17 protein-coding genes and 2 pseudogenes are annotated in these 21,133 nt (G+C 33.4%); 11 read left to right on the top strand and 8 right to left on the bottom strand.

Annotation, left to right across the window (positions count from 1 at the left end; genetic code table 11):
- Positions 1–179: 179 nt before the first annotated feature.
- On the bottom strand, positions 180–1,082 hold the full coding sequence (locus JFT95_RS09910; RefSeq protein ID WP_201053620.1) for a LysR family transcriptional regulator: 903 nt from the start codon (positions 1,080–1,082) through the stop codon (positions 180–182).
- Positions 1,083–1,211: 129 nt separating this feature from the next.
- On the opposite strand from JFT95_RS09910, the gene gabT reads away from it, so the two are divergent.
- The 6 genes from gabT to JFT95_RS09940 all read left to right on the top strand — a co-directional run bounded on the left by gabT (position 1,212) and on the right by JFT95_RS09940 (position 8,824).
- Complete coding sequence (gabT, locus tag JFT95_RS09915) at positions 1,212–2,537, top strand: 4-aminobutyrate--2-oxoglutarate transaminase (RefSeq protein ID WP_002031963.1); 1,326 nt, start codon at positions 1,212–1,214, stop codon at positions 2,535–2,537.
- A 14-nt stretch (positions 2,538–2,551) separates the two neighbouring features.
- Entirely contained in the window at positions 2,552–3,241 is a 690-nt protein-coding gene (locus JFT95_RS09920) for an MOSC domain-containing protein (RefSeq protein ID WP_061675814.1), read from the top strand.
- Between the two features lie 262 nt (positions 3,242–3,503).
- Positions 3,504–4,388 (top strand): GNAT family N-acetyltransferase, encoded by an 885-nt coding sequence (locus JFT95_RS09925; RefSeq protein WP_201052094.1) that lies wholly within the window; start codon positions 3,504–3,506, stop codon positions 4,386–4,388.
- Between the two features lie 33 nt (positions 4,389–4,421).
- The gene (locus JFT95_RS09930) at positions 4,422–5,018 is read left to right on the top strand and encodes a DUF1349 domain-containing protein (RefSeq protein ID WP_002127357.1); all 597 of its coding nucleotides are present in this window, start codon (positions 4,422–4,424) and stop codon (positions 5,016–5,018) included.
- Positions 5,019–5,280: 262 nt separating this feature from the next.
- Positions 5,281–7,035: an ABC transporter ATP-binding protein gene (locus JFT95_RS09935; protein WP_201052097.1), complete on the top strand. Its 1,755-nt coding sequence runs from the start codon at positions 5,281–5,283 to the stop codon at positions 7,033–7,035.
- On the top strand, positions 7,028–8,824 hold the full coding sequence (locus JFT95_RS09940) for an ABC transporter ATP-binding protein (protein WP_201052099.1): 1,797 nt from the start codon (positions 7,028–7,030) through the stop codon (positions 8,822–8,824). Before JFT95_RS09935 ends, JFT95_RS09940 begins: the two co-directional genes overlap by 8 nt.
- 65 nt (positions 8,825–8,889) lie before the next feature.
- On the opposite strand, the gene JFT95_RS09945 is transcribed toward JFT95_RS09940, so the two are convergent.
- Complete coding sequence (locus JFT95_RS09945) at positions 8,890–9,177, bottom strand: tyrosine-type recombinase/integrase (protein WP_207192347.1); 288 nt, start codon at positions 9,175–9,177, stop codon at positions 8,890–8,892.
- 262 nt (positions 9,178–9,439) lie between these two features.
- Positions 9,440–10,660 (bottom strand): ATP-grasp domain-containing protein, encoded by a 1,221-nt coding sequence (locus JFT95_RS09950; RefSeq protein WP_201052101.1) that lies wholly within the window; start codon positions 10,658–10,660, stop codon positions 9,440–9,442.
- Positions 10,661–10,783: 123 nt separating this feature from the next.
- Between JFT95_RS09950 and JFT95_RS09955 the strand changes: the two genes are divergently transcribed.
- Complete coding sequence (locus JFT95_RS09955; protein ID WP_201052103.1) at positions 10,784–11,881, top strand: YheC/YheD family endospore coat-associated protein; 1,098 nt, start codon at positions 10,784–10,786, stop codon at positions 11,879–11,881.
- Positions 11,882–12,152: 271 nt separating this feature from the next.
- A complete protein-coding gene (locus JFT95_RS09960; protein WP_003189202.1) occupies positions 12,153–12,683 on the top strand; it encodes a hypothetical protein in 531 nt (176 codons plus the stop codon).
- Between the two features lie 708 nt (positions 12,684–13,391).
- Here the strand turns inward: JFT95_RS09960 and JFT95_RS09965 are convergent.
- Positions 13,392–14,243 (bottom strand): annotated as a pseudogene (locus tag JFT95_RS09965) (exosporium protein D); the annotation flags it as partial.
- 182 nt (positions 14,244–14,425) lie between these two features.
- A complete protein-coding gene (locus JFT95_RS09970) occupies positions 14,426–15,010 on the bottom strand; it encodes a LysE family translocator (protein ID WP_001128091.1) in 585 nt (194 codons plus the stop codon).
- 117 nt (positions 15,011–15,127) lie between these two features.
- Between JFT95_RS09970 and JFT95_RS09975 the strand changes: the two genes are divergently transcribed.
- Positions 15,128–15,685, top strand: coding sequence for a helix-turn-helix domain-containing protein (locus JFT95_RS09975; RefSeq protein ID WP_201052105.1), 558 nt, complete (start codon positions 15,128–15,130; stop codon positions 15,683–15,685).
- 322 nt (positions 15,686–16,007) lie between these two features.
- Here JFT95_RS09975 and JFT95_RS09980 read toward each other — a convergent pair.
- Positions 16,008–16,458: pseudogene (locus JFT95_RS09980) on the bottom strand (BclA C-terminal domain-containing protein).
- Between the two features lie 323 nt (positions 16,459–16,781).
- On the opposite strand from JFT95_RS09980, the gene JFT95_RS09985 reads away from it, so the two are divergent.
- A complete protein-coding gene (locus tag JFT95_RS09985) occupies positions 16,782–17,720 on the top strand; it encodes a DUF4183 domain-containing protein (RefSeq protein ID WP_201052107.1) in 939 nt (312 codons plus the stop codon).
- Between the two features lie 65 nt (positions 17,721–17,785).
- On the opposite strand, the gene JFT95_RS09990 is transcribed toward JFT95_RS09985, so the two are convergent.
- Positions 17,786–18,076, bottom strand: a complete 291-nt coding sequence (locus tag JFT95_RS09990) for a DUF4183 domain-containing protein (protein WP_002031992.1) — start codon at positions 18,074–18,076, stop codon at positions 17,786–17,788.
- A 477-nt stretch (positions 18,077–18,553) separates the two neighbouring features.
- On the opposite strand from JFT95_RS09990, the gene JFT95_RS09995 reads away from it, so the two are divergent.
- Positions 18,554–19,873: an exosporium glycoprotein BclB-related protein gene (locus JFT95_RS09995; RefSeq protein WP_201052109.1), complete on the top strand. Its 1,320-nt coding sequence runs from the start codon at positions 18,554–18,556 to the stop codon at positions 19,871–19,873.
- Positions 19,874–20,492: 619 nt separating this feature from the next.
- Here the strand turns inward: JFT95_RS09995 and JFT95_RS10000 are convergent.
- Positions 20,493–21,125, bottom strand: coding sequence for a cupin domain-containing protein (locus JFT95_RS10000; RefSeq protein ID WP_002127373.1), 633 nt, complete (start codon positions 21,123–21,125; stop codon positions 20,493–20,495).
- Between the last annotated feature and the right edge of the window lie 8 nt (positions 21,126–21,133).

Here is a 21,133-nt window from a genome sequence, read left to right on the forward strand (position 1 = left end):
AATAGACATAAAATATCGCTGATGTGTAGCTTAATAATACGATAATAATTTAGCACTTATAATGAATAATAGGTTATTAGAAAAGAAACCATAAAATGTAATGTTTTATATCATTATAAAAAGAGATTATTCTAATAGGTCGTTGTGTAACGGCTGCATAGGATAATCTCTTTTTATGCTTATTTTTGTAAAGAATGTACTGTTATTTTGAGTTGCTCAATAAATTTCCGGGTAGCAGCGCACATATATTTATCTCTTCTATAAATAAGTCCTAGATCTATTGTTGGAGTGGGGTTTTCAATTTTAATAGCTTGTATGTGCTCATTTTGCAAAAAGTCTATATACGGTTTTGGTAACACGGTAATCCCCATACCTTGTGCGACCATTTGAATTAAAGATTCCATTGTACTAATTTCTAAAATTGGCCTTGGTTTAAAGTTAAAGTTTTGGCAATGAGATGTAATTAGTTCTGTTAAATAGAAATTTTTAGGTAGAAGAATTAAAGGATAGTTCTGTAATTCTTCAATAGATACATACTTACGTTCAGTTAAAGAATGGCTGGTTGGCACAACTAATGTAAGTTCACTTTTATATAGTGGGATAGAAACAATCTCTTTATCTTGCACCGGGAGAAATGTAATACCAATATCTAATTCATTTTGTAATAATTTTTCACGAATTTCTCCTGTACGAAGCCCCAACACAGAGAGTTCGATATTTGGATATTGCTTATTGAAATCTAATATAGCTGGTGGTAGTAAATAATTTACTACGGTTAACAAAGATCCTATTGTTAAGGAACCATGATGTAATCCATTTAAATCTTGAATGGCAGAACGAGCTTGTTCGACTTCGTGAAAGATTGTTTTACTGTGCGATAATAAAACTCTTCCTGCTTCAGTTAAAGATATTTTTTTACCAATTCGATCGAAAAGGGGCATGCCTACTTCATGTTCTAATGCACGTATTTGTTGGCTTAGTGAAGGTTGTGAAATATTTAATTTCTCGGCTGCTCTTGTGAAATGTAATTCTTTCGAAACAGCTAAAAAGTATTCTAAATGTCGTAATTCGATTGAAATCACCTCAAGTTTAATCATAGGATATACCTATCATTATTATATAAATAATTGAATTGAACAATGGTTTTGTGGGATATATAATCACTTTGTCAGAAATGGATTGATTAAAAAATTAGATGAGGTGAAGAAGAATTGTTGAAATCTAGTGTATTACCGGGCAGTTATTCACAAGTACTTCAAAAAAGGTATGAGGAGGCTGTACCGACAGGAATATATCATTTAACGCCTTTATATGTAAAAGAAGCAAGGGGAGCGATAATAACAGATGTAGATGGAAATCAGTTTATTGATTTTGCTGGTGGAATTGGTATGCAAAATGTTGGACATTGTCATCCGAAAGTTGTAAGAGCGGTACAAAAACAAGCAGAATCATTTATACATCCTTGTTTTCATGTAACTCCATATGAAAATTATATTACTTTAGCGGAGAAAATTAATGAGAAAGTGCCAGGTACAAGTAAGAAAAAAACGATGTTTGCCAATAGTGGTGCGGAAGCGATTGAAAATGCTGTAAAGATCGCACGTAAAGTAACAGGGAGGAGTAAAGTAATTTCGTTTGAACGAGGATTTCATGGGAGAACATTAATGACAATGTCTCTATCGACCAAAGAAACTCCATATAAAGCAGGATTTGGTCCGTTCGTTTCAGACATGCATATATTGCCGTATCCGTACTATTACAGAGCTGAAGAAGGAGTTTCTCCTGAAGAAGTGGATTCTCAAGTCATCTATCAGTTTGAAAAGTTTTTAGAAGAAGTATCACCTGAAAAAGTAGCAGCGATCGTAATGGAACCAGTACAAGGAGAGGGTGGGTTTATTGTTCCTTCCATTTCATTTGTAAAACGATTACGAGAAATTTGTAATCAATACGGTATTTTAATGATAATGGATGAAGTGCAAACTGGATTTGGCCGAACAGGGAAATGGTTTGCAACGGAACATTTTCATATAGAACCTGACATAATGACTTTGTCAAAATCAATTGCTGGCGGTTTACCATTAAGTGCTATTGTCGGTCGTGCGGAGTTGATGGACATTCCTGGGAGAGGACAAATTGGTGGAACTTTTGCCGGGAGTCCGTTATCATGTGCAGCCGGTCTTGCTGTATTTGAAATAATGGAAGAAGAAAATCTAGTTGAAAGGGCTCAGCAAATTGGAAATAGAATAATGTCACATCTACATCAAATGCAATTAAAGTACGAAATGATTGGTGATGTTCGTGGAATCGGTGCGATGGTTGCAATGGAACTTGTAACGAATCGCATAACGAAAGAACCTGCAAAAGAACTAACAGTAAAGCTAATTGAAGATTTTTGGAAGAATGGGCTTATAAGTATTGGAGCGGGGATATTTGATAATGTACTACGCTTTTTACCACCTCTAGTTATCTCAAACGAAGAAATAGATAGAGGATTTGAAATAATAAATGAGTCTTTTGAAAAGTTGTGCCGCAAGTAAGAGGAGGGATTTGAATGACTAAAGTATATGAAATCCTATCTTTAAATCTAGGATTGCCAAAAGAGGTTATGTATGGTGGGAAGTTAATTCAAACAGGGATAAATAAAAAGCAAGTAAAGGAACCTGTTTTTTTATCATTTTTAAAGTTTAATGGAGATGGACAGGCGGATTTAGTTCATCATGGAGGGGTAGATAAAGCGGTTTGTGTTTATACTGGTGACCACTATCCTTACTGGGAAAAAGAGTTGAATCAGGAACTTGTATATGGGGCTTTCGGTGAAAATATAACAGTAAGCGGAATGCGTGAAGAAGATGTTTGTATTGGTGACACGTTTCAACTCGGAGAAGCGATTGTACAAGTAACGCAGCCAAGACAACCTTGTTTTAAATTAGCTAAGAAATATAATATTCCAAAGTTGCCATTATATTTTCAAGATACAGGATACACAGGTTTTTATTTTCGAGTATTAAAAGAAGGGTGGATATTACCGGTAGATACTTTAAAATTGTTGAAGCTTGATCCAAAAGGTGTGTCAGTTTCGTTTGCGAATCGCATAATGCATAAAGAAAAACAAAACTCTGAAGGATTAAAAAGGATTTTAGAAGTAAATGCACTGTCTACGAGTTGGAGAAAGACGTTTGAAAAGCGAGTGAAGGGAGAAGAAATTAGTACGAAGGAGCGACTTGAGGGAACCGAAGAATAGGTGAATTATATTTGCATAAAATGGTGTATTTCTATTATCGGAAAGATAAGTAGGAAGCACCATTTGTTATATAATAAACATGATATTATTCAAAAATCTTAATACTAGTTTATTCGACTTGTTTTTTAATAATCAAAACATAAAATAAATTAAACCATTTTTAAAAGTTTTATGATACTATATTGATTTGAAAGGCCTATTTTTTGAGAGTAGGTCATATAAGTATATCTAAATTAATGGAATTGACGTATGGAGGGACAACATGGGCAATGTTGAAAAAATGGAAAACTTTCTATTAGAAGAACCGAGAAGAGAACAGTTATTTCCTTTATTTGAAGAAGTGTTTGGGATTACGAGCCAAACATTGCAGGATTTTTCAGAGAAAGGGTATTGGGATTATACATATAAAGCATTATCATTTTTACAAGATGATAATGCGATTGCAAATGTTGCGGCATTTTCACTTCCGCTTTTAATTAATGGTGAAAAAATAAATGCAACGGGTATTCAATCAGTAATGACACATCCGAATTATCGTAGACGAGGATTAATGAAGCAATTGTTTAGTAAGATGATAGAGGAAATTGATGAGCAATGCGAGTGTGCGGTCTTGTTTACTGAAAATCCGGAACTATATAAACCATTTGGTTTTCAAATTGTGCAAGAATATTTGATGACAGTATCATACGAAAATAAAGGCTACAAAGATTCTCAACTTAAAAAGTTAGATTTTTATAATGAAGAGGATAGACAATTAATACATGAGATTATTGAAAATGGCCAAAGGATTTCTAATAAATTTTCAACGTTAAATTACCGCTCTTCGTTTTATTTAAATATGTATGATTCAACATGGAATGAAAACCTTTATTATTCAGAGAAATTAGATGCGCTGATTGTTTTTACAGTAGAAAATCAAAAACTAAAATTATTTGGAGTATTTGCGCCGGTAATTCCGATTTTAGATGAATTATGTGAGGAAATCTCTGGGGAATTTACGGAGATTGAATTTTATTTCTACCCAGATCAATTAGGAATTGATGATGTACAATATACAGAATTACAGACTAGTAAGTATTTAATGGTTCGAAGTAATAAAGAATTAGATTTTAAAGGTTATAAATTCCCGGTATTAACTGAGTTTTAAATATTAATTTAAATGCTTTTTTATGGAGGAATTATGAAAACATCATATATACCAAATCATATTGAGCAACTTACTGTAATGAACGCACCTAAATTTTACAAACTTGAAGACAATGATACATTCATTGTCCATTCGAAAGAAGAAACAGATTTTTGGCTGAAAACCCATTATGGTTTTGAAGTAATGAATGGCCATGTATTTTATGATGAGATAATGACAGATTTTCAGGCTGAGGTTCAATTGCGCATGAATCCAAATGCGACATACGATCAAGCGGGTTTATTTGTTATGATTTCTGAGAAGTGTTGGTTAAAAACATCTTTAGAATATATTCCTGAGGGCCCATCACATTTAGGTGCTGTCGTAACGAATAATGGCTATTCTGATTGGTCAACGCAAGACTATCCAAATGAGTTTGCTAAGCAACAATTACGTTTTCGAATTATTCGAAAACTTGGCGATTATACAATATATGTGAAAACGAGTCAGCGATGGGAACAAATAAGAATCGCTCATTTGATGGAGGACATAGGTAATGAGCCTGTTAAAATTGGTTTTTATACGTGTAGTCCTTCTGAAAATAATGGATTCGAGACCGAGGTTTTTGATTTTAAAATTGAACAAATATAGATGGGAAAACCGCATTCTTACTAAATGAGAATGCGGTTTTTATTAAGTTAAAGAGTATTCACATCAACTGGCAGTGAAAATGCCTGGTAGATTAAAGTTCCATTTTATTGACTAAAAATGATTTAAAACTTATCATTTAATAATGTTAAATATTAATTTGCCTAATATAATAGGACTAATGGAGAAATTACAGACTATATCGCTCAAATAAGGAGGACTATAAATTATTCGATGGTAATTTCATGAAAAAAGGAGATTGTGTATGAAATCATTTCGCAAGTTGTTACAGTATTTAAAACCATACATGTTCTTCGCTATTATTGGACCGCTATTTATGGTACTTGAGGTTGCGATGGACTTAATTCAACCGACAATAATGCAACATATTATTGATGTTGGAATTGCAAACCGGGATTTGAATTATGTAATAAAAATGGGGCTTCTTATGATAGGAGCAGCAGCAATCGGTTTAGTTGGAGGACTTGGTTGTATGATGTATTCTACAAAAGCTGCTGTTAATTTCGCTACAGACATACGAAAAGATGTGTTTGCGAAAATAGAAACATTTTCTAGCAAAAATCGTGATTCATTTGGAACAGGTAAATTATTAACAATCGTGACAAATGATATTACATCTATTCAATCGGCAATGACGATGACGTTACGTGTACTTGTCCGTGGACCGTTATTATTTATTGGAAGTATCATTATAGTCTTTGTAACAGCGAGAGACCTATTTCCAATTTTACTTGTTGTGGTACCCGTATTATTAGTTGCAATTGTATTGATTGCAGGTCAATCGAGCGGTTCATTTAAGCGAGTACAAGAAGCATTAGATAAAGTAAACACAAAGCTACAAGAAAATTTATCCGGTGTACGTGTTATAAAAGCATATGTAAGACAAAAATATGAAATCGCACAGTTTGAGAAAGTTAATACAAGTTTAACTGAAATAAATATTCGTGCAATACAAATTATTTCATTGATGATGCCAATTATTATGCTAGTTGTAAATAGCGGAATTGTAGCAACTTTATGGATTGGTGGCGAGAAAGTTTTTAACGGTACACTCCAAGTAGGGGCCATTTTAGCTTTTATTAACTATTTAAATATCATTTTAATGTCACTTATGTCTATTAGTATGGTATTTATTCAAATTGCCCGTGCTTTTCCATCAGCTGATCGTGTACAACAAGTCTTACATACTGAAGTTGATATTACAACTGAAGGCGACGTATATGAACCAAAACAAGTGGGTGGTTATGTAGAGTTTAAAAATGTTAGCTATAGTTATACGAAAAATAATGAATATGTTTTAAAAGATATTTCCTTTACTGTACGTAAAGGTGAAAAAATAGGGATTATTGGATCGACCGGAAGTGGTAAATCTACATTGGCGAAACTATTGCCACGACTTTACGATGTTGATCAAGGTGAAATATGTATAGATGATGTTAATGTGAAAGCATACGATTTGCAAAAACTTCGTGCTTCCATTGGCTTCGTTCCACAAAAGGCACTTCTTTTTTCAGGCAGTATAGAAGAGAATTTACGTTATGGCAAAGAAGATGCAACTTATGATGAATTGGAATTAGCATCTTCATCTGCTTGTGCGACTGAGTTTATCAATAAGCTGGAAGACTCTTATGAATATAACTTAACACAAGGTGCAACCAATCTATCTGGTGGTCAAAAACAACGTATATCTATTGCAAGAGCCCTAGTGAGAAAGCCATCTATTCTTGTATTAGACGATTCTACATCGGCAGTTGATGCGAAGTCAGAAGCTGTAATACAGGAAGCATTAAGGACAAGATATAGTGGCACAACGACATTTTTAATTGCATCAAAAATATCTTCTATTATAGATGCTGATAAAATCCTCGTTTTGAATAACGGTGAATTAGTTGGAAATGGTACGCATGAGGATTTATTGGCAACTTGTGAAGTGTATCAGGAAATTTATCTTTCCCAAGGTGGTAGCCTGCAGCAAGAAGGAGGGGAAGAGCGTGCGTAATTTTCAAGGACAATTTGGAAATAAAGGTGGACGTAACAATCCGAAAACGGGAAAAACTAAGAATACTAAAGGAACTATAATGCGAGTATGGAACTATATGGGGTATCAAAAAGCATCTCTTATGTTCGTTATTATTCTTGTATTTATCACGACATTACTAGGTTTACTTGGGCCATATTATATGGGGGTCATCATTGATGAATACATTGTACCGAAGGATTTAAGCGGGACAGCCAGAATGTGCATGCTACTCATTGCAATATATGGGATAACCGTATTATTAACATGGTTACAAACATTTGTAATGATTAATGTTGCATTAAAGACTATACAAAAAATACGACAAGATATTTTTGAAAAAATCCAAACACTTTCTCTACGATTCTTTGATGTACGTTCTCAAGGTGATTTAATGAGCCGTGTGACAAATGATATTGATAACTTAAATCAAGCTTTGACACAAAGTGTTGTGCAAATCATTTCATCAGCGTTAACGTTTGTAGGTGTAACAATTGCGATGTTTTCATTAGATTGGATTTTAGCGATTGTAACTTTAATTACAGTACCTATTATGTTTTTCGTTACGAAAAAACTAGTTGCTTATAGTGGGAAAAACTTTGCGAAGCGTCAAAAGGATTTAGGAGAATTAAATGGATTTATTGAGGAAGCTATTACAGGCGCAGACGTAACTACGTTATACGGAAAAGAAAAAGAAACCGTACATAACTTTAATGAAATTAACGAACAGCTAAGAATTTCAGCAACGAAGGCTGAAACGTTTTCAGCATTTATTTTTCCAAGTATGAACTTTATTAATAACTTAGGAATGGGGCTTGTAATTGGAACTGGATCGGTAATGGTATTAAACGGAATGACAACAGTAGGTGTCATTGCAGCTTTTATTAATTATTCTCGACAATTTTCAAGACCACTTAGTCAATTTGCAACTTTAATGAATACGATTCAAGCGGCAGTTGCTGGAGGAGAACGTGTCTTTGAAATTATGGATGAAGTACCAGAAATTCAAAATAAAAAAGATGCAGTACTTGTACAAAATTTACAAGGACATGTTAGGCTTGAGAAAGTTTCATTTGGATACGCACAGGACAACATGATTTTAAAAGATGTGAGTCTCGAGGCGAATCCTGGGGAGACAATCGCTTTAGTCGGTCCAACTGGATCAGGAAAAACAACAATTATTAATTTGTTAACTCGCTTTTATGACATTCAAAAAGGGCAAATTAGCATTGATGAAAAAGATATCAAGGATTATGATATTAATTCTTTGCGGAGTAAAATAGGGGTTGTTTTACAGGATACGTATTTATTTGCAGGAACGATTATGGAAAATATTCGATATGGACGTTTAGATGCAAGTGATGAAGAAGTAGTTGCAGCAGCAAAAGCAGCATCAGCACATTCTTTTATAAAACATCTACCGAATCAATATGAAACGGAAATTGCTTCAGAAGGTTCGAATTTAAGTCAAGGACAAAAACAACTCCTTGCGATTGCACGAGCGATTTTAGCAGATGCAGATATATTAATTCTCGACGAAGCAACATCTAATATTGATACGAGAACAGAATTACAAATTCAATCTGGATTAAATAATTTAATGAGAGGGCGAACAAGTTTTGTAATCGCTCATCGGCTGAAAACGATTGAAAAAGCAGATCAAATACTTGTAATAAAAGATGGAAGTATTTTAGAGAGAGGAAATCATGAAACTCTCATGGAAGATGGTGGGTTTTACTTTGATTTGTATACGAGTCAGTTTAAAATTTAACAAAAACATTGATGTGGTGAGGTTTCTCTAGAAAAGAGAAACCTCATTTTTTATATTTGCAAACATTACCATCCGAATATTCTTTCACTAAATGTTTTAACAGCGTCCTTTTGCAGACTAGGTGAAAAATGTGAATAGCGATTTAAGGTTATGAAAACGTCCTTATGATCCAATCGTTCGCTTACAATCTTTGGATGTATTCCTTGTTTTAAAAGAAGCGTTGCATGAGTATGGCGTAAATCATGAAATCTAATGTTTTTTAATTCGGATTTTTTCAAATAGGCTTTAAATGTATCACGAAAACCACTTTTGTCTTCTTTTTCCTGTCTCTGAATCAGCTCCGATATCGACAATAATACACCACTTTGTTCCTCTTTTTCGAATATGTCCTTTCACTTAAAACATTCCTTCATTGATTTTTGAATCATGTTGTAAAAGTATATTTGTAATTTTGCTGCTATGAAAATTACATGTTTGGACATATCGGCGATGGATATATTTTATCATATATAAATTAAAACATTTTGGAGTCGTCTATTTAGTAAAGAAATTAAAATTATAAGAAATATGATTTTTAGTATATTTTCATCAGTAGGTGTATATATGTCGTATTTATTATTTTTGGATTTCAAATGAAATTTCTTTAGCTGCTTCTAAAGCTATTTTTTTAGCTTCTGTTTTAAAATAGGCTGCAGCTAAAACGTATCCACATCGATGTCCCATTGATGTAGGTGGTTTTAAGATAGTTCCTTTTTTAGGTTTTATATAAACTTTCTCTACACCAGGATATTTAGAACTACGGTTTTTCCCTGTAACTCGAATTAGTTTTCCTTTAGATTTAACTGTTAGGTAATGAGCGTACACATATTTATAATGTTTTTTATTTAGTGAAGGTTTATTTCCTAACATTAACTGAATAGTCTCTTGCACTAAGTTGATTCCATGTCCAATTTCAATTATGTCATTCATTGCTCCACCTGATATTCTGGGATTTATCTCAATTAATTTCCAAACATCTTTTATTCTCCGGAGTTCTAGATGACACGCTCCATTTTTCATATTAAAGGCCTGAATAACAGAATTAACTGCGTTGAAAAGACTATTATATAGTCTTTTGTCTACCTGTCCTAGTAAAGAATAACCAGTAACAATAAAACGTTCAAAAAGTGTAATTTCTTGTTCAATTACTGCTATAATATGGACTTTTCCATCTTGAACTAAAATTTCAATTAAGTACTGAGGTCCATCTATATATTCTTCAAGTAGAATTTCTTCATTAGGTAGTTTTTTTAAAAGACTTTGTATAGATAAGATTAATTGATCTTTATTTTTTACTAATAATACATCTTTGGATCCTGTTGATTTAGGGGATTTTACAATAAGAGGGAAATTTATCTCTTTAGTTTTTTCAAGAAAAGATGATAATGATTCTGTTGGTTTGTAAATTAAATAGTTGAGTGAGATTGGTAATTCTTTAAGTACATTACGAGTTAATATTTTGTTTTCCATATGATGGATAGCTTTAGTAGATACAATATTTGAGCAAAATCTTTCTGATAAACGTGCAGCCACATAAACAAAAGGGTCAATAAAACTAAAGATCCCTTTTATGTTTTTTCCTGATGTATTTAATTTTTCAATTGTTGTAATTATATTATCATAATCATTTATATCAGTGAAAATCATCTGATGTACATCAGGGAATATAGTGCGTTCATTAATAAATTTTGTTTTTTTAGTTAATAAAACAGTAAAGAAATTAAGTTTTTCAGCTGCTTTGATTGCTTCCCTACTTGATCCAGATTTATTTGTTTCAATGAAAACGATAGTATCCATTTTATGTCACCTTAACCTTTATCATTTTATAAAATCTCAGGTTTATTATTTCTATAGGTAGAATATTAAAATGAGGTTAAGCTTGTTCTGGATTTTTCGAAAAATGGTTGAATGAGGAAGAACATGAATATATATATAATGAATTTGATATTTGTTTTGAAAAAAATCTTTAGAAAGAAGGGAAGAAGAACTAACATGACTATAATTGGTATGCTTCATCATCGGAAAGATCCGAATGACGTAAAGAAAGCATATACTTATGCTGCTGTAGCTAAAGCTGAAGGTGTGGAATTTTTTTATTTTACTTTAGGAAAAGTAAATATAGAAACGAAGAAGATTTTAGGTAAAACTTATGAAAATGGTAAGTGGATTGAACAAGAATTTTCTTTTCCAGATGTTATTTACAATGCAAGTGTTCATGTTAGTGATAAAAATCAGCAAATCTATGATTATCTACATGAAGAAGTTCCTTTTACAAGTCATTCAATTGGAAATAAATTAAGTGTATATAACAGAATAAATAGAGCGAAAAAATTTAAGCAATATCTTATTCCTTTTTATGAATTAAATGATGTTAATAAGTTTTTTGACATGATTAATCGTTATGAAAAACTTATTATTAAACCAATTTCTGGACATCAAGGTAGTGGTATTATTTTCATTGAAAAAAATGGGATGAATTACAGTATGAATGAGTCAGAACAAATTTCATCTATTAATAAAAAACAATTACGGAGCTTAATATCTGATAAGATTCAAGAGCAAGGTTACATAATTCAACAGTTTATTTCATGTCAAATGAAATCTGGTCATGTTTATGATTTTCGATTGCATGTTCAAAGAAATGGGGAAGGCAGGTGGGTTGTTACTTCTATATTCCCGAGAATAGGTCCATTAGGAAGTATTGTATCAAATATGGCTAAGGGTGGTTATAGTACGTATTTAGATGTTTTTTTAAAAGCGGAGTTTGATAACGATTGGTATAATATTAAAAGGTATTTAGAACGATTTGCAGTAACTTTTTCTAACCATTTTAATTCTTTATATAAGGATATACTATTTGATGAGTTAGGAATTGATGTAGGGATTGATAAGGATCAAAAATTGTGGTTATTTGAGGTGAATTGGAGACCAGGGGTACCTAATATATTTAATCTTGAATTAGATGTAGCTAGAAATTTAGTTCACTATGCTAGATATTTGGCTGATAAATATAAATAAGAAAAGGAAAATATAATGAAACCTAGAAACCTTTATATACCAATGTTTCTACTAATCTCTCTTTCTATATCTCCTATAAGGTTTTTCTCCATGCATTCCGAAATTCGGCGGATGCTGGACTGTCGCCAAGCCAACGTACCTAATATGAGGTAAATACCGGAACCTGGTAATACATCCTTCATTGTGGGCGGGGTCACATATTTATAAAAAAATACGCTTGTCCAATCCATTATCATTCTCCAGTCATTTAATACTACAAAGGGGGGAGAATATGGAAAACAATGAAAAAATCACGTTTCGATTTGTAAAAAAAGATGGAGAAGAAATTAATTTGGGAAATCTTGCTGATAAACGAAAAATTGTCATTGTCATTAATAATCAGATTACATTTGCACCGAATACAACACAAATTGCCAGTGGAGCCGGACAAAATAGTGCAGCAGGAAGTAATGCAGCAATCGATTCATCGAATACCCGACAGCAAGAAACGGTGGGCGCTGGAGGCGAAGCCATAAATAAAGGAATTAGTGGGGATCAGATTGAGCCGCATAAAATGAAAAAAGAAACTTCGGATGAAGAGGCAGAATTTGTACTTATCATCAATAATCAAATTAATAAAACCCGTAAGGAACAGGCTAGTGCTACTCAAGTGGCAAGTGGTGGTGGAGAAGACAGTGCAGCGGGAACCAACGCTGCCATCGAAAGTTCTAATACTAAACAGCAACATGCAGTAGGAGGCGGAACGGATAGTTCGGCAGAAAATGCAGGTGAAGAAGGCGACCAAATAGAAAAATGCGATTAAAGAAAAGAGGCTGTAATTATTTCGCAGCCTCTTTTTCTTATTATGGATTAATTGGTCTATTACTTACCCAACCAAATTAGGAATATATTAAATATCTTGATGGATCATATACTGTCCATAATCCTATCCGTTGAGAAGTATTTGGATTTTTATATACTGCGATTGATCCATAAGGTTTTCTATGACTAGCTAAAGTATTGTCAATATATACTGCAAGGTCATAAGGCTGAAGTTGTATTTAATAAAAAGTTGTAGCTTCTGATTTTGATGATGCGAAAAATCAAATTCGTCAACTCGAATTGTCTTTTGCCACAGAAGCATGTGCTTCTTTTTTGAAGAGCTATTAGTATTTGTACAGTTTCTAGTAATAAGTTTTGGATTATACATTCAAAAATAGAAAAAATATATCCAACCTTATTTAGCAATGAAGCTTAGTAAGAAGTGTGTGGATATAAAAATCGTTATTGGATAAAAAATCAAAAGAGCACGCCTATAAACGTACTCTTAGAAAGATAAGAAACTTATGAGTGGAGGAAATCTCCATATAATAACATATGCTTGTCTACTTTAAATGTGTAAAATTTATAAACAAAAATGCTATTTTATTAAGAAACGAGAAACGGTAGATAAGTAAGTACGTATATTATCGGATGTTAGTTGTTTTAATGAAAAAGAAACCTTTATAAAAAGGTTTCTTTTTCATTAAAATTAACAATCATAATCATTGTCGTATTCATGGTTACATTCATTGCAAGGGTTGTTCTGGTCATCACAGCAAATACAAAACGTTTTATTGATAAATATATCAATAAAATCAAATGTATCGGAATTATTTGTGAGAGTAAGGCTTTGTAAATCTTCTACTTGAAAGATCCTTGTTTCATTAGGAACTAAAGTTGCATTAATTGGTATGTTAGAACTTCTTGTTTGAACTGTCACTTCAATGGGACCGGAATCGTTAGGAACAGATAGTTGAAGTAAAGTTTTGTTGTGATTAATAGTAAAATCTTCAAATACTGTTCTTGAGGTATTAGGGGGTACGATAATATCGAGAGGTACATTTCCAGCTAAGGTAGTTCCCGAACCAGCAATCGTGTGAGTTTCGACAAAACAGTTACTATCTTCGTTAATAGAATATGAATGCTCTTTATAATAATCATTTTGTTCATTGCAGCAGATGCAAAACGTTTTTTGGATATAAACACCAATGTCGCTACTTGTATTATTATTATTTGTGAGAGTGAGGCTTTCAAAATTTTCTACTTGAAGAATTCTTGTTTCACCTGAAGCTATTGTAGCGGTAATCGGTCTACGAGAATTTCTTGTACGAATAGTTACAACAATTGGTGCAGAAGTACCAGGAACATGAAACTGCAGTAATGTTTTATTGTGATTATTAGTAGCATCTTCAAAAACTATTCTTGAAGTGTTAGCTGGTACAATAATATCTAACGGTATATTTGAGCCAGCAATCGTATGCGTTTTAGTGAAACAGTTCTCTTTTTTATTGTGAGAATATGAATAGTTTTTATAGTACTTTTTACCATGTTTATAAAAAAATCAGCCATTCTTTAATCTCCTATCTTTTATTTGTCTATATATTGTATTTAATGAGGATAAAAACTGTTTGTACAAGGTAGAAAAAAGTTTTATTTAGGAGAATAAGAGAAAAAGCTTAAGATATACGTACTGTAGCGTTTGGTTCAGTTAAACAAAATATAAGAATTAGAATGAGTATAGAGCTAGTTTATAACGATTGATATAGCACTGAAAACCAATAAAACAGCCATAATGATGTTAAATAATTGAGTATGTTTTAATAATAGTTTTTGGAACATTGAACCAAACAGGCTCCAACTAAATGTACTCATTAAACCGACTACACCTAGAAATAATGAAAAAAGTAGAAAACTTGAATATGAATTGTAGTAAGGGAGAATAAAAGTAGAAACTACAGTCAGTCCGAATAATATCCCTTTAGGGTTAACAAACTGAAGAAAAATCCCCACTGTAAATAAGTTTTTATTATCTTTTTCATCGGGATCCGTACTGCCTTTACTAGTGAGTATTTTAAAAGCTAAATATAACATGTATGCTACTCCTAAAATTTTTAAAGGTAATTCGATTTTAGGTAAAATATTAATTAGTACTATATTAAAGAAACTACATAAAGAAGTGAGGAGGAAAAAACCGAAAGCTACTCCAAAGCAAAATTGCATGCTCCTTTTCAAACCAAGTTGATTTGCGTATGTCATAGCTAAAAAATTGTTAGGACCGGGTGTGAAGCTACTAATAAAAACAAATAATAAAAAAGAAAATAAAGGCATTTCAAAACCCCCTAAGTATTTTTTGTATGTTATAATGACCGAAAAGAACAATATAACGTGTGCTTTTTATTATACATAACGGTCGTTATATTGTATATAGTGTAGGAGTGTTTTTTTATGGAAGAAATTCAACTTATTTTGGCGAAAAATATAAAGGCAATACGTGAGAAAGAAAAATTAAGTTTAGAAAAGGTTTCCCAATTAACAGGTGTAAGTAAAACGATGATCGGACAAATTGAAAGGGGAGAATCTAGCCCGACACTAACTACGATTTGGAAAATTGCTAATGGCCTGAAAGTGTCTTTTACTTCTTTAATCAATAATCCACAGCCAGATACGAAAGTTATTTTACGAAACGATGTTCAAGTATTATCTGAAGACAATGGGAGATATAAAGTGTATCCTTCGTTTCCTTTCCAAGATGATAGACATTTTGAAATCTATACTGTTGAAATTGAAACAGAAGGAAAGTTATATGCTGAAGCGCATAAAGAAGGAACAGAGGAATTTATAACTGTGTTTGATGGTGAACTGACAATTGAGGTAAATAATTGTCAATATAGATTAAATAGTGGAGACTCAATCAGGTTTAAGGCGGATAGACCTCACGCTTATTATAATTCAGGAAGTACGTTAACTCGGTTGAGTATGACAATTTATTATCCAGCTTCATAAGTTTTTATGTACATAAAAAATATAAGGGAAGCGTAATTATAAAACCATCTATACAAGGTGGTTTTTATTATGTGAAAAATACAAAAAAAGACACTCATTTGAGTGTCAACACAGTATTTCTCTCGCGTATAGGATTGGAGAATGTTTCTCAAATACATATTGAGATGATTAGTAAAGGAGAAACTGTCTTCATAAATAACTTAACATTGATAGCGTATAGAGTAAATTGATAATGTTTATCCGGAATATTTAGTATAGATAGTTTCTACTATCTATATAGGGGAATGGCATTTAAAGCTAAGAAGAAAAAATGAATCATTTATTAATCAACTCGTATAATTGTTAGAGAGGCGCCAGTTGATCCACCACCGACTAAATTGACAATTGATAAGAGACCGAATAATTGAAGAGAAATAGTATTACCTGCATTTAATATTGTAATTAAATTATTATTATAACTTGAAGTAGATAAGGCAGGAGATAGAATTGAGCCCAGAAGTGATGTAGATCCGTTTAAAATTAGTCTTGAACCCGCAAGAAGTACAGTTGTAGTATTAATTTGATAAGAAAGATAATAACGTCCCGTTACAGGGACTGTAAATAAATCATTCGCACTATTGACTGCAAAGCTATCAAGGCTTTGATTGTTTGAAAGTAGTATGTTAGTACCACCCTAGTACAACTGAAACTGTTCCATCCACTGTATTATTTGCAAACATAGAATTTGTTGTAACGTTTATGCCGGTACTACCCGTGGGTCCGGTATTACTCATGGGTCCAGTACTACCAGTAGGACTAGTTAGTCTATAAGGAAGGATAATTGTACGTCATTATTTTGGGGATTTTCTCTATCTTTATTTTTAATTAAAATCACCTCATTTTTATGATAAAGGAGATACTTTTCATATATTCTATTAATAATATTTTTTATAGTAACGGCATGCTGTTTAAAATACATTCATTTTTAGTAAGTTACATTAAATTTGATTTTGTACAAAGATTTTAATCGAGAGATTAATAGTGTTTTTTTAGATAATTCTTTTAACATTTCGGAACATCTAACATTTAATAAATACTATAGAAGGGAGATGCAAATTTGAATCGATATGACAAATTACCAATGTCTAAGGAAGTTATGGATTCTAAAAATATTGGTCCTACATTTCCACCTCTTCCGTCTATTAATTTTCCAACCGGAGCGACAGGAGAAACAGGAGCGACAGGAGAAACCGGAGAAACAGGAGAAACCGGAGAAACAGGAGCAACCGGAGCGACAGGAGCAACCGGAGAAACAGGAGAAACCGGAGAAACAGGAGCAACCGGAGAAACAGGAGCAACCGGAGAAACAGGAGCAACCGGAGAAACAGGAGCAACCGGAGAAACAGGAGCAACCGGAGAAACAGGAGCAACCGGAGTAACCGGAGAAACAGGAGCAACCGGAGAAACAGGAGAAACCGGAGAAACAGGAGCAACCGGAGAAACAGGAGCAACCGGAGAAACAGGGGCAGCAGGAGAAACAGGAATAACAGGAGTAACCGGCCCAACCGGAGAAACAGGGGCAACCGGAGCAACAGGAATAACAGGAGCAACAGGAATAACGGGAGTAGCAGGAGCAACCGGAGAAACAGGGGCAGCAGGAGAAACAGGCCCAACCGAAGCAACAGGAGCAATAGGAGCAACCGGAGCAACAGGAATAACGGGAGTAACAGGAGCAACCGGAGAAACAGGGGCAGCAGGAGCAACAGGAATAACCGGCCCAACGGGAATACCGGGAACAATCCCAACAACAAACCTATTATATTTTACTTTTTCAGATGGGGAAAAACTTATATATACTAATGCAGATGGTATAGCACAATACGGTACAACACAAATCTTATCACCAAGTGAAGTTTCTTATATTAATCTATTTATAAATGGAATTCTTCAACCACAACCTTTTTATGAAGTTACAGCTGGTCAGTTAACTTTATTAGATGATGAACCACCCTCACAAGGATCTTCAATTATCCTACAATTTATTATTATTAATTAAAAAAGACAGATTCTTAATGGAAAAAGGAATCTGTCTTTTTTTGTTCTAAATTACATTAGTTAAAATTAAGTGACGATAAATTCAATTGTTATTGGGATTCCACCGTCTAATACATCTCCGCCAGGAATTGTAATAGCACCAGTAGGACCTGTGGTGACACTGGAGTTCACGCTAGGTTGAATTATGCCGTTTACATAGAGGTTGTAATACGTAAAAGTCGGAAAGGCAGTTGCAGTAGTACCGGCATCGTTTAAACAAGCTGTTGCAGCAATTGCAAAAGCTGCACCTGTTCCTGTTCCAGCTCCTAGTGTAGATGTAAATCTTCTAGAAGCGATAAATGGTTGAATAATTGGCAATTAAATTTCACTCCTTTAATTATTTTTTGAACGAAGTATAGAATAACTTGTCCACTATATTGTATGAAAGTTTTTTATAATAGAAACGGCTTCATGATTATAGAAGGAACACAATATTAGTAAAGGTATCATTTTTAATTAGTTGAAAGAATGATGTTGTTACTTGTAGAATATATGCTAATGATTTATTTATGTTTTAATTTTTAAATGAAAATGTGCTTTTGGACCTAATAGATAAACGTGGAAAAATAAAATAAACTCTTAAGTTTAGGTGTTTAATCTAAGCAGTCAATTATTAAAAACATATAATTAATATGTGAGTCATGAACATAATTAAATTACGTTTTCAAGTTTGATTATAATTCATGTTTCCTATTTTAAGAGAAACATATAACTCAACTACTTTTTACAATCGCATCTTTTATAGTTCTTAGAATAGGAAAACACTCAACTATAAGAAAAGTAAGGAGGAAATAAATGTCAAATAATAATTGTTTTGGTCATAATAACTGCAATCCAATTGTTTTTTCAGCAGATTGTTGTAAAAATCCACAGTCAGTTCCTATTACTAGGGAACAATTAAGTCAATTAATTACTTTACTAAACTCATTAGTATCAGCTATTTCAGCATTTTTTGCAAATCCAAGTAATGCAAACAGATTAGCGTTACTCGATTTATTTAATCAATTTTTAATTTTCTTAAATTCCTTATTACCTTCTCCAGAAGTTAATTTTTTGAAACAATTAACTCAAAGTATTATAGTTTTATTACAATCTCCAGCACCTAATTTAGGACAATTGTCAACATTATTGCAACAATTTTATAGCGCCCTTGCACAATTCTTCTTCGCTTTAGATCTTATCCCTATATCCTGCAACTCAAATGTTGATTCTGCAACTTTACAACTTCTTTTTAATTTATTAATTCAATTAATCAATGCTACTCCAGGGGCGACAGGTCCAACAGGTCCAACAGGTCCAACAGGTCCAACAGGTCCAACAGGTCCAACAGGAGCAACAGGAGGCGGAGCGACAGGAGCAACAGGAGCAACAGGAGCGACAGGAGCAACAGGAGCGACAGGAGCAACAGGAGCGACAGGAGCAACAGGAGGCGGAGCGACAGGAGCAACAGGAGCAACAGGAGCAACAGGAGCAACAGGAGCGACAGGAGCAACAGGAGCGACAGGAGCAACAGGAGCAACAGGAGCGACAGGAGCAACAGGAGCAACAGGAGCAACAGGAGCGACAGGAGCGACAGGAGCAACAGGAGCGACAGGAGCAACAGGAGCAACAGGAGCAACTGGTGGCGGAGCTATTATTCCGTTTGCTTCAGGTACAACACCATCTGCGTTAGTTAACGCGATAATAGCTAATACAGGAACTCTTCTTGGATTTGGATTTAGTCAGCCTGGCATAGCTTTAACGGGTGGAACAAGTATCACATTAGCATTAGGGATAGGTGATTATGCATTTGTAGCACCACGCGCAGGGACTATTACATCGTTAGCAGGTTTCTTTAGTGCAACAGCTGCATTAGCTCCATTAACACCTGTTCAAGTGCAGATACAAATATTAACTGCACCTGCAGCAAGTAATACGTTTACAGTACAGGGCGCACCTTTATTATTAGCACCAGCATTTGCCGTAATAGCGATTGGTGCTACAGCATCAGGTATCATACCTGAAGCAATTCCGGTAGCCGCTGGGGATAAAGTATTATTATATGTTTCATTAACAGCTGCTAGTCCAATAGCTGCAGTTGCTGGATTTGTAAGTGCAGGTATTAATATCGTCTAACTTGTTACAATGTTTGTTTGAAATTTAAACAGGCATTTGTATATAGCCCCTCCTAATTTTATTAGGTGGGGCTATATTTTTTGTGGGAAATTAGAAATAAATCAATTGAAAAGTTACTCTTTGTTAAGTTGGTATATAAGAAAAATCAAAATTTATGATTTACACTTTATTGTTTATGGAATAAGTTATATGGTTTGAAAAATTACATATAAACAAAAAAGATGAATTCTATTAAAAACAGAATTCATCCATTAAATAAACTATATACTAGTGGGTTAAATTGTTAATCATGAGCGGTGAAATGTCATTGCTCAAATTAGTAATAAACTATTTATTTTTATTACAGTTACATCCTTTTTTCTTTACATAGCCTTGCTCGGCTAAATCTCTTTGTGACTGGGAATCGGAAGATTGAGAGTTCGAAGATTGAGAGGATGCTGAAGAGCTACTATTTTTATTATTAGAGTAGTTTTTTCGATAGTTATAATTACTCATAGTACTATCACCTCCAATTAAATATATAAATATTATATGTATGTACTCTATTAATTGTTACGATAAAAAATCTCCTCGATATTTTCCGAGGAGATAAATGGTGGTTCTATTAAAATGATACTAATTAATACCCCCAGTAAAGAGGGAAGTAATAAGAATCTTGGTAATATAGATTTTGTTGTTGAGTAGGGGGCTGAGTTGACTGATTCATCATGTCGCGGTTTTGATTACAGTTCGCCGGGGGACCAATTACCGTAGTTGATTGAATTGGGGATACTGCTTGTTTCCATTGTTGTTCATTGAGGCAATAAGTATGAGCCATCATATTAGCGGGAGTTAATCTTAAAATATCAGAACCAAAAATAACTTCTGGGGTTGGGGCATCGAATATAGCTAATAAATGAGTATTATCTGCTGAAGCAATTTCATAATGCCACCACGCTTGTGGAATGTTGGCAACTTGCCCTGGCTTTATCGGTAAGTTTAATATTTGATTCGTAAATGGATTAAGTAAAGAAACAACAGCAGATCCTGAAATACAGTAAACGAGTTCAGCTGCATTTTGATGGATATGTGGTTCTACAACATTACCTGTACTTAAATATATATCTAATAAAGAAGTGTTTTCTAATGTGTTTAATTGTTTAATGCCAAGTACGTTTATATAATTTTTGGCATCTTTCTTAAAAAAATTACTTTTATTTAAATCATGGGTGAAATTGGTTGAGGGGGAAGTGTAGTCGATATTAGAAGTCAATTGTATTA

The organism is Bacillus sp. TH17 (genome assembly GCF_016651125.1).
GTDB lineage: Bacteria > Bacillota > Bacilli > Bacillales > Bacillaceae_G > Bacillus_A > Bacillus_A mycoides.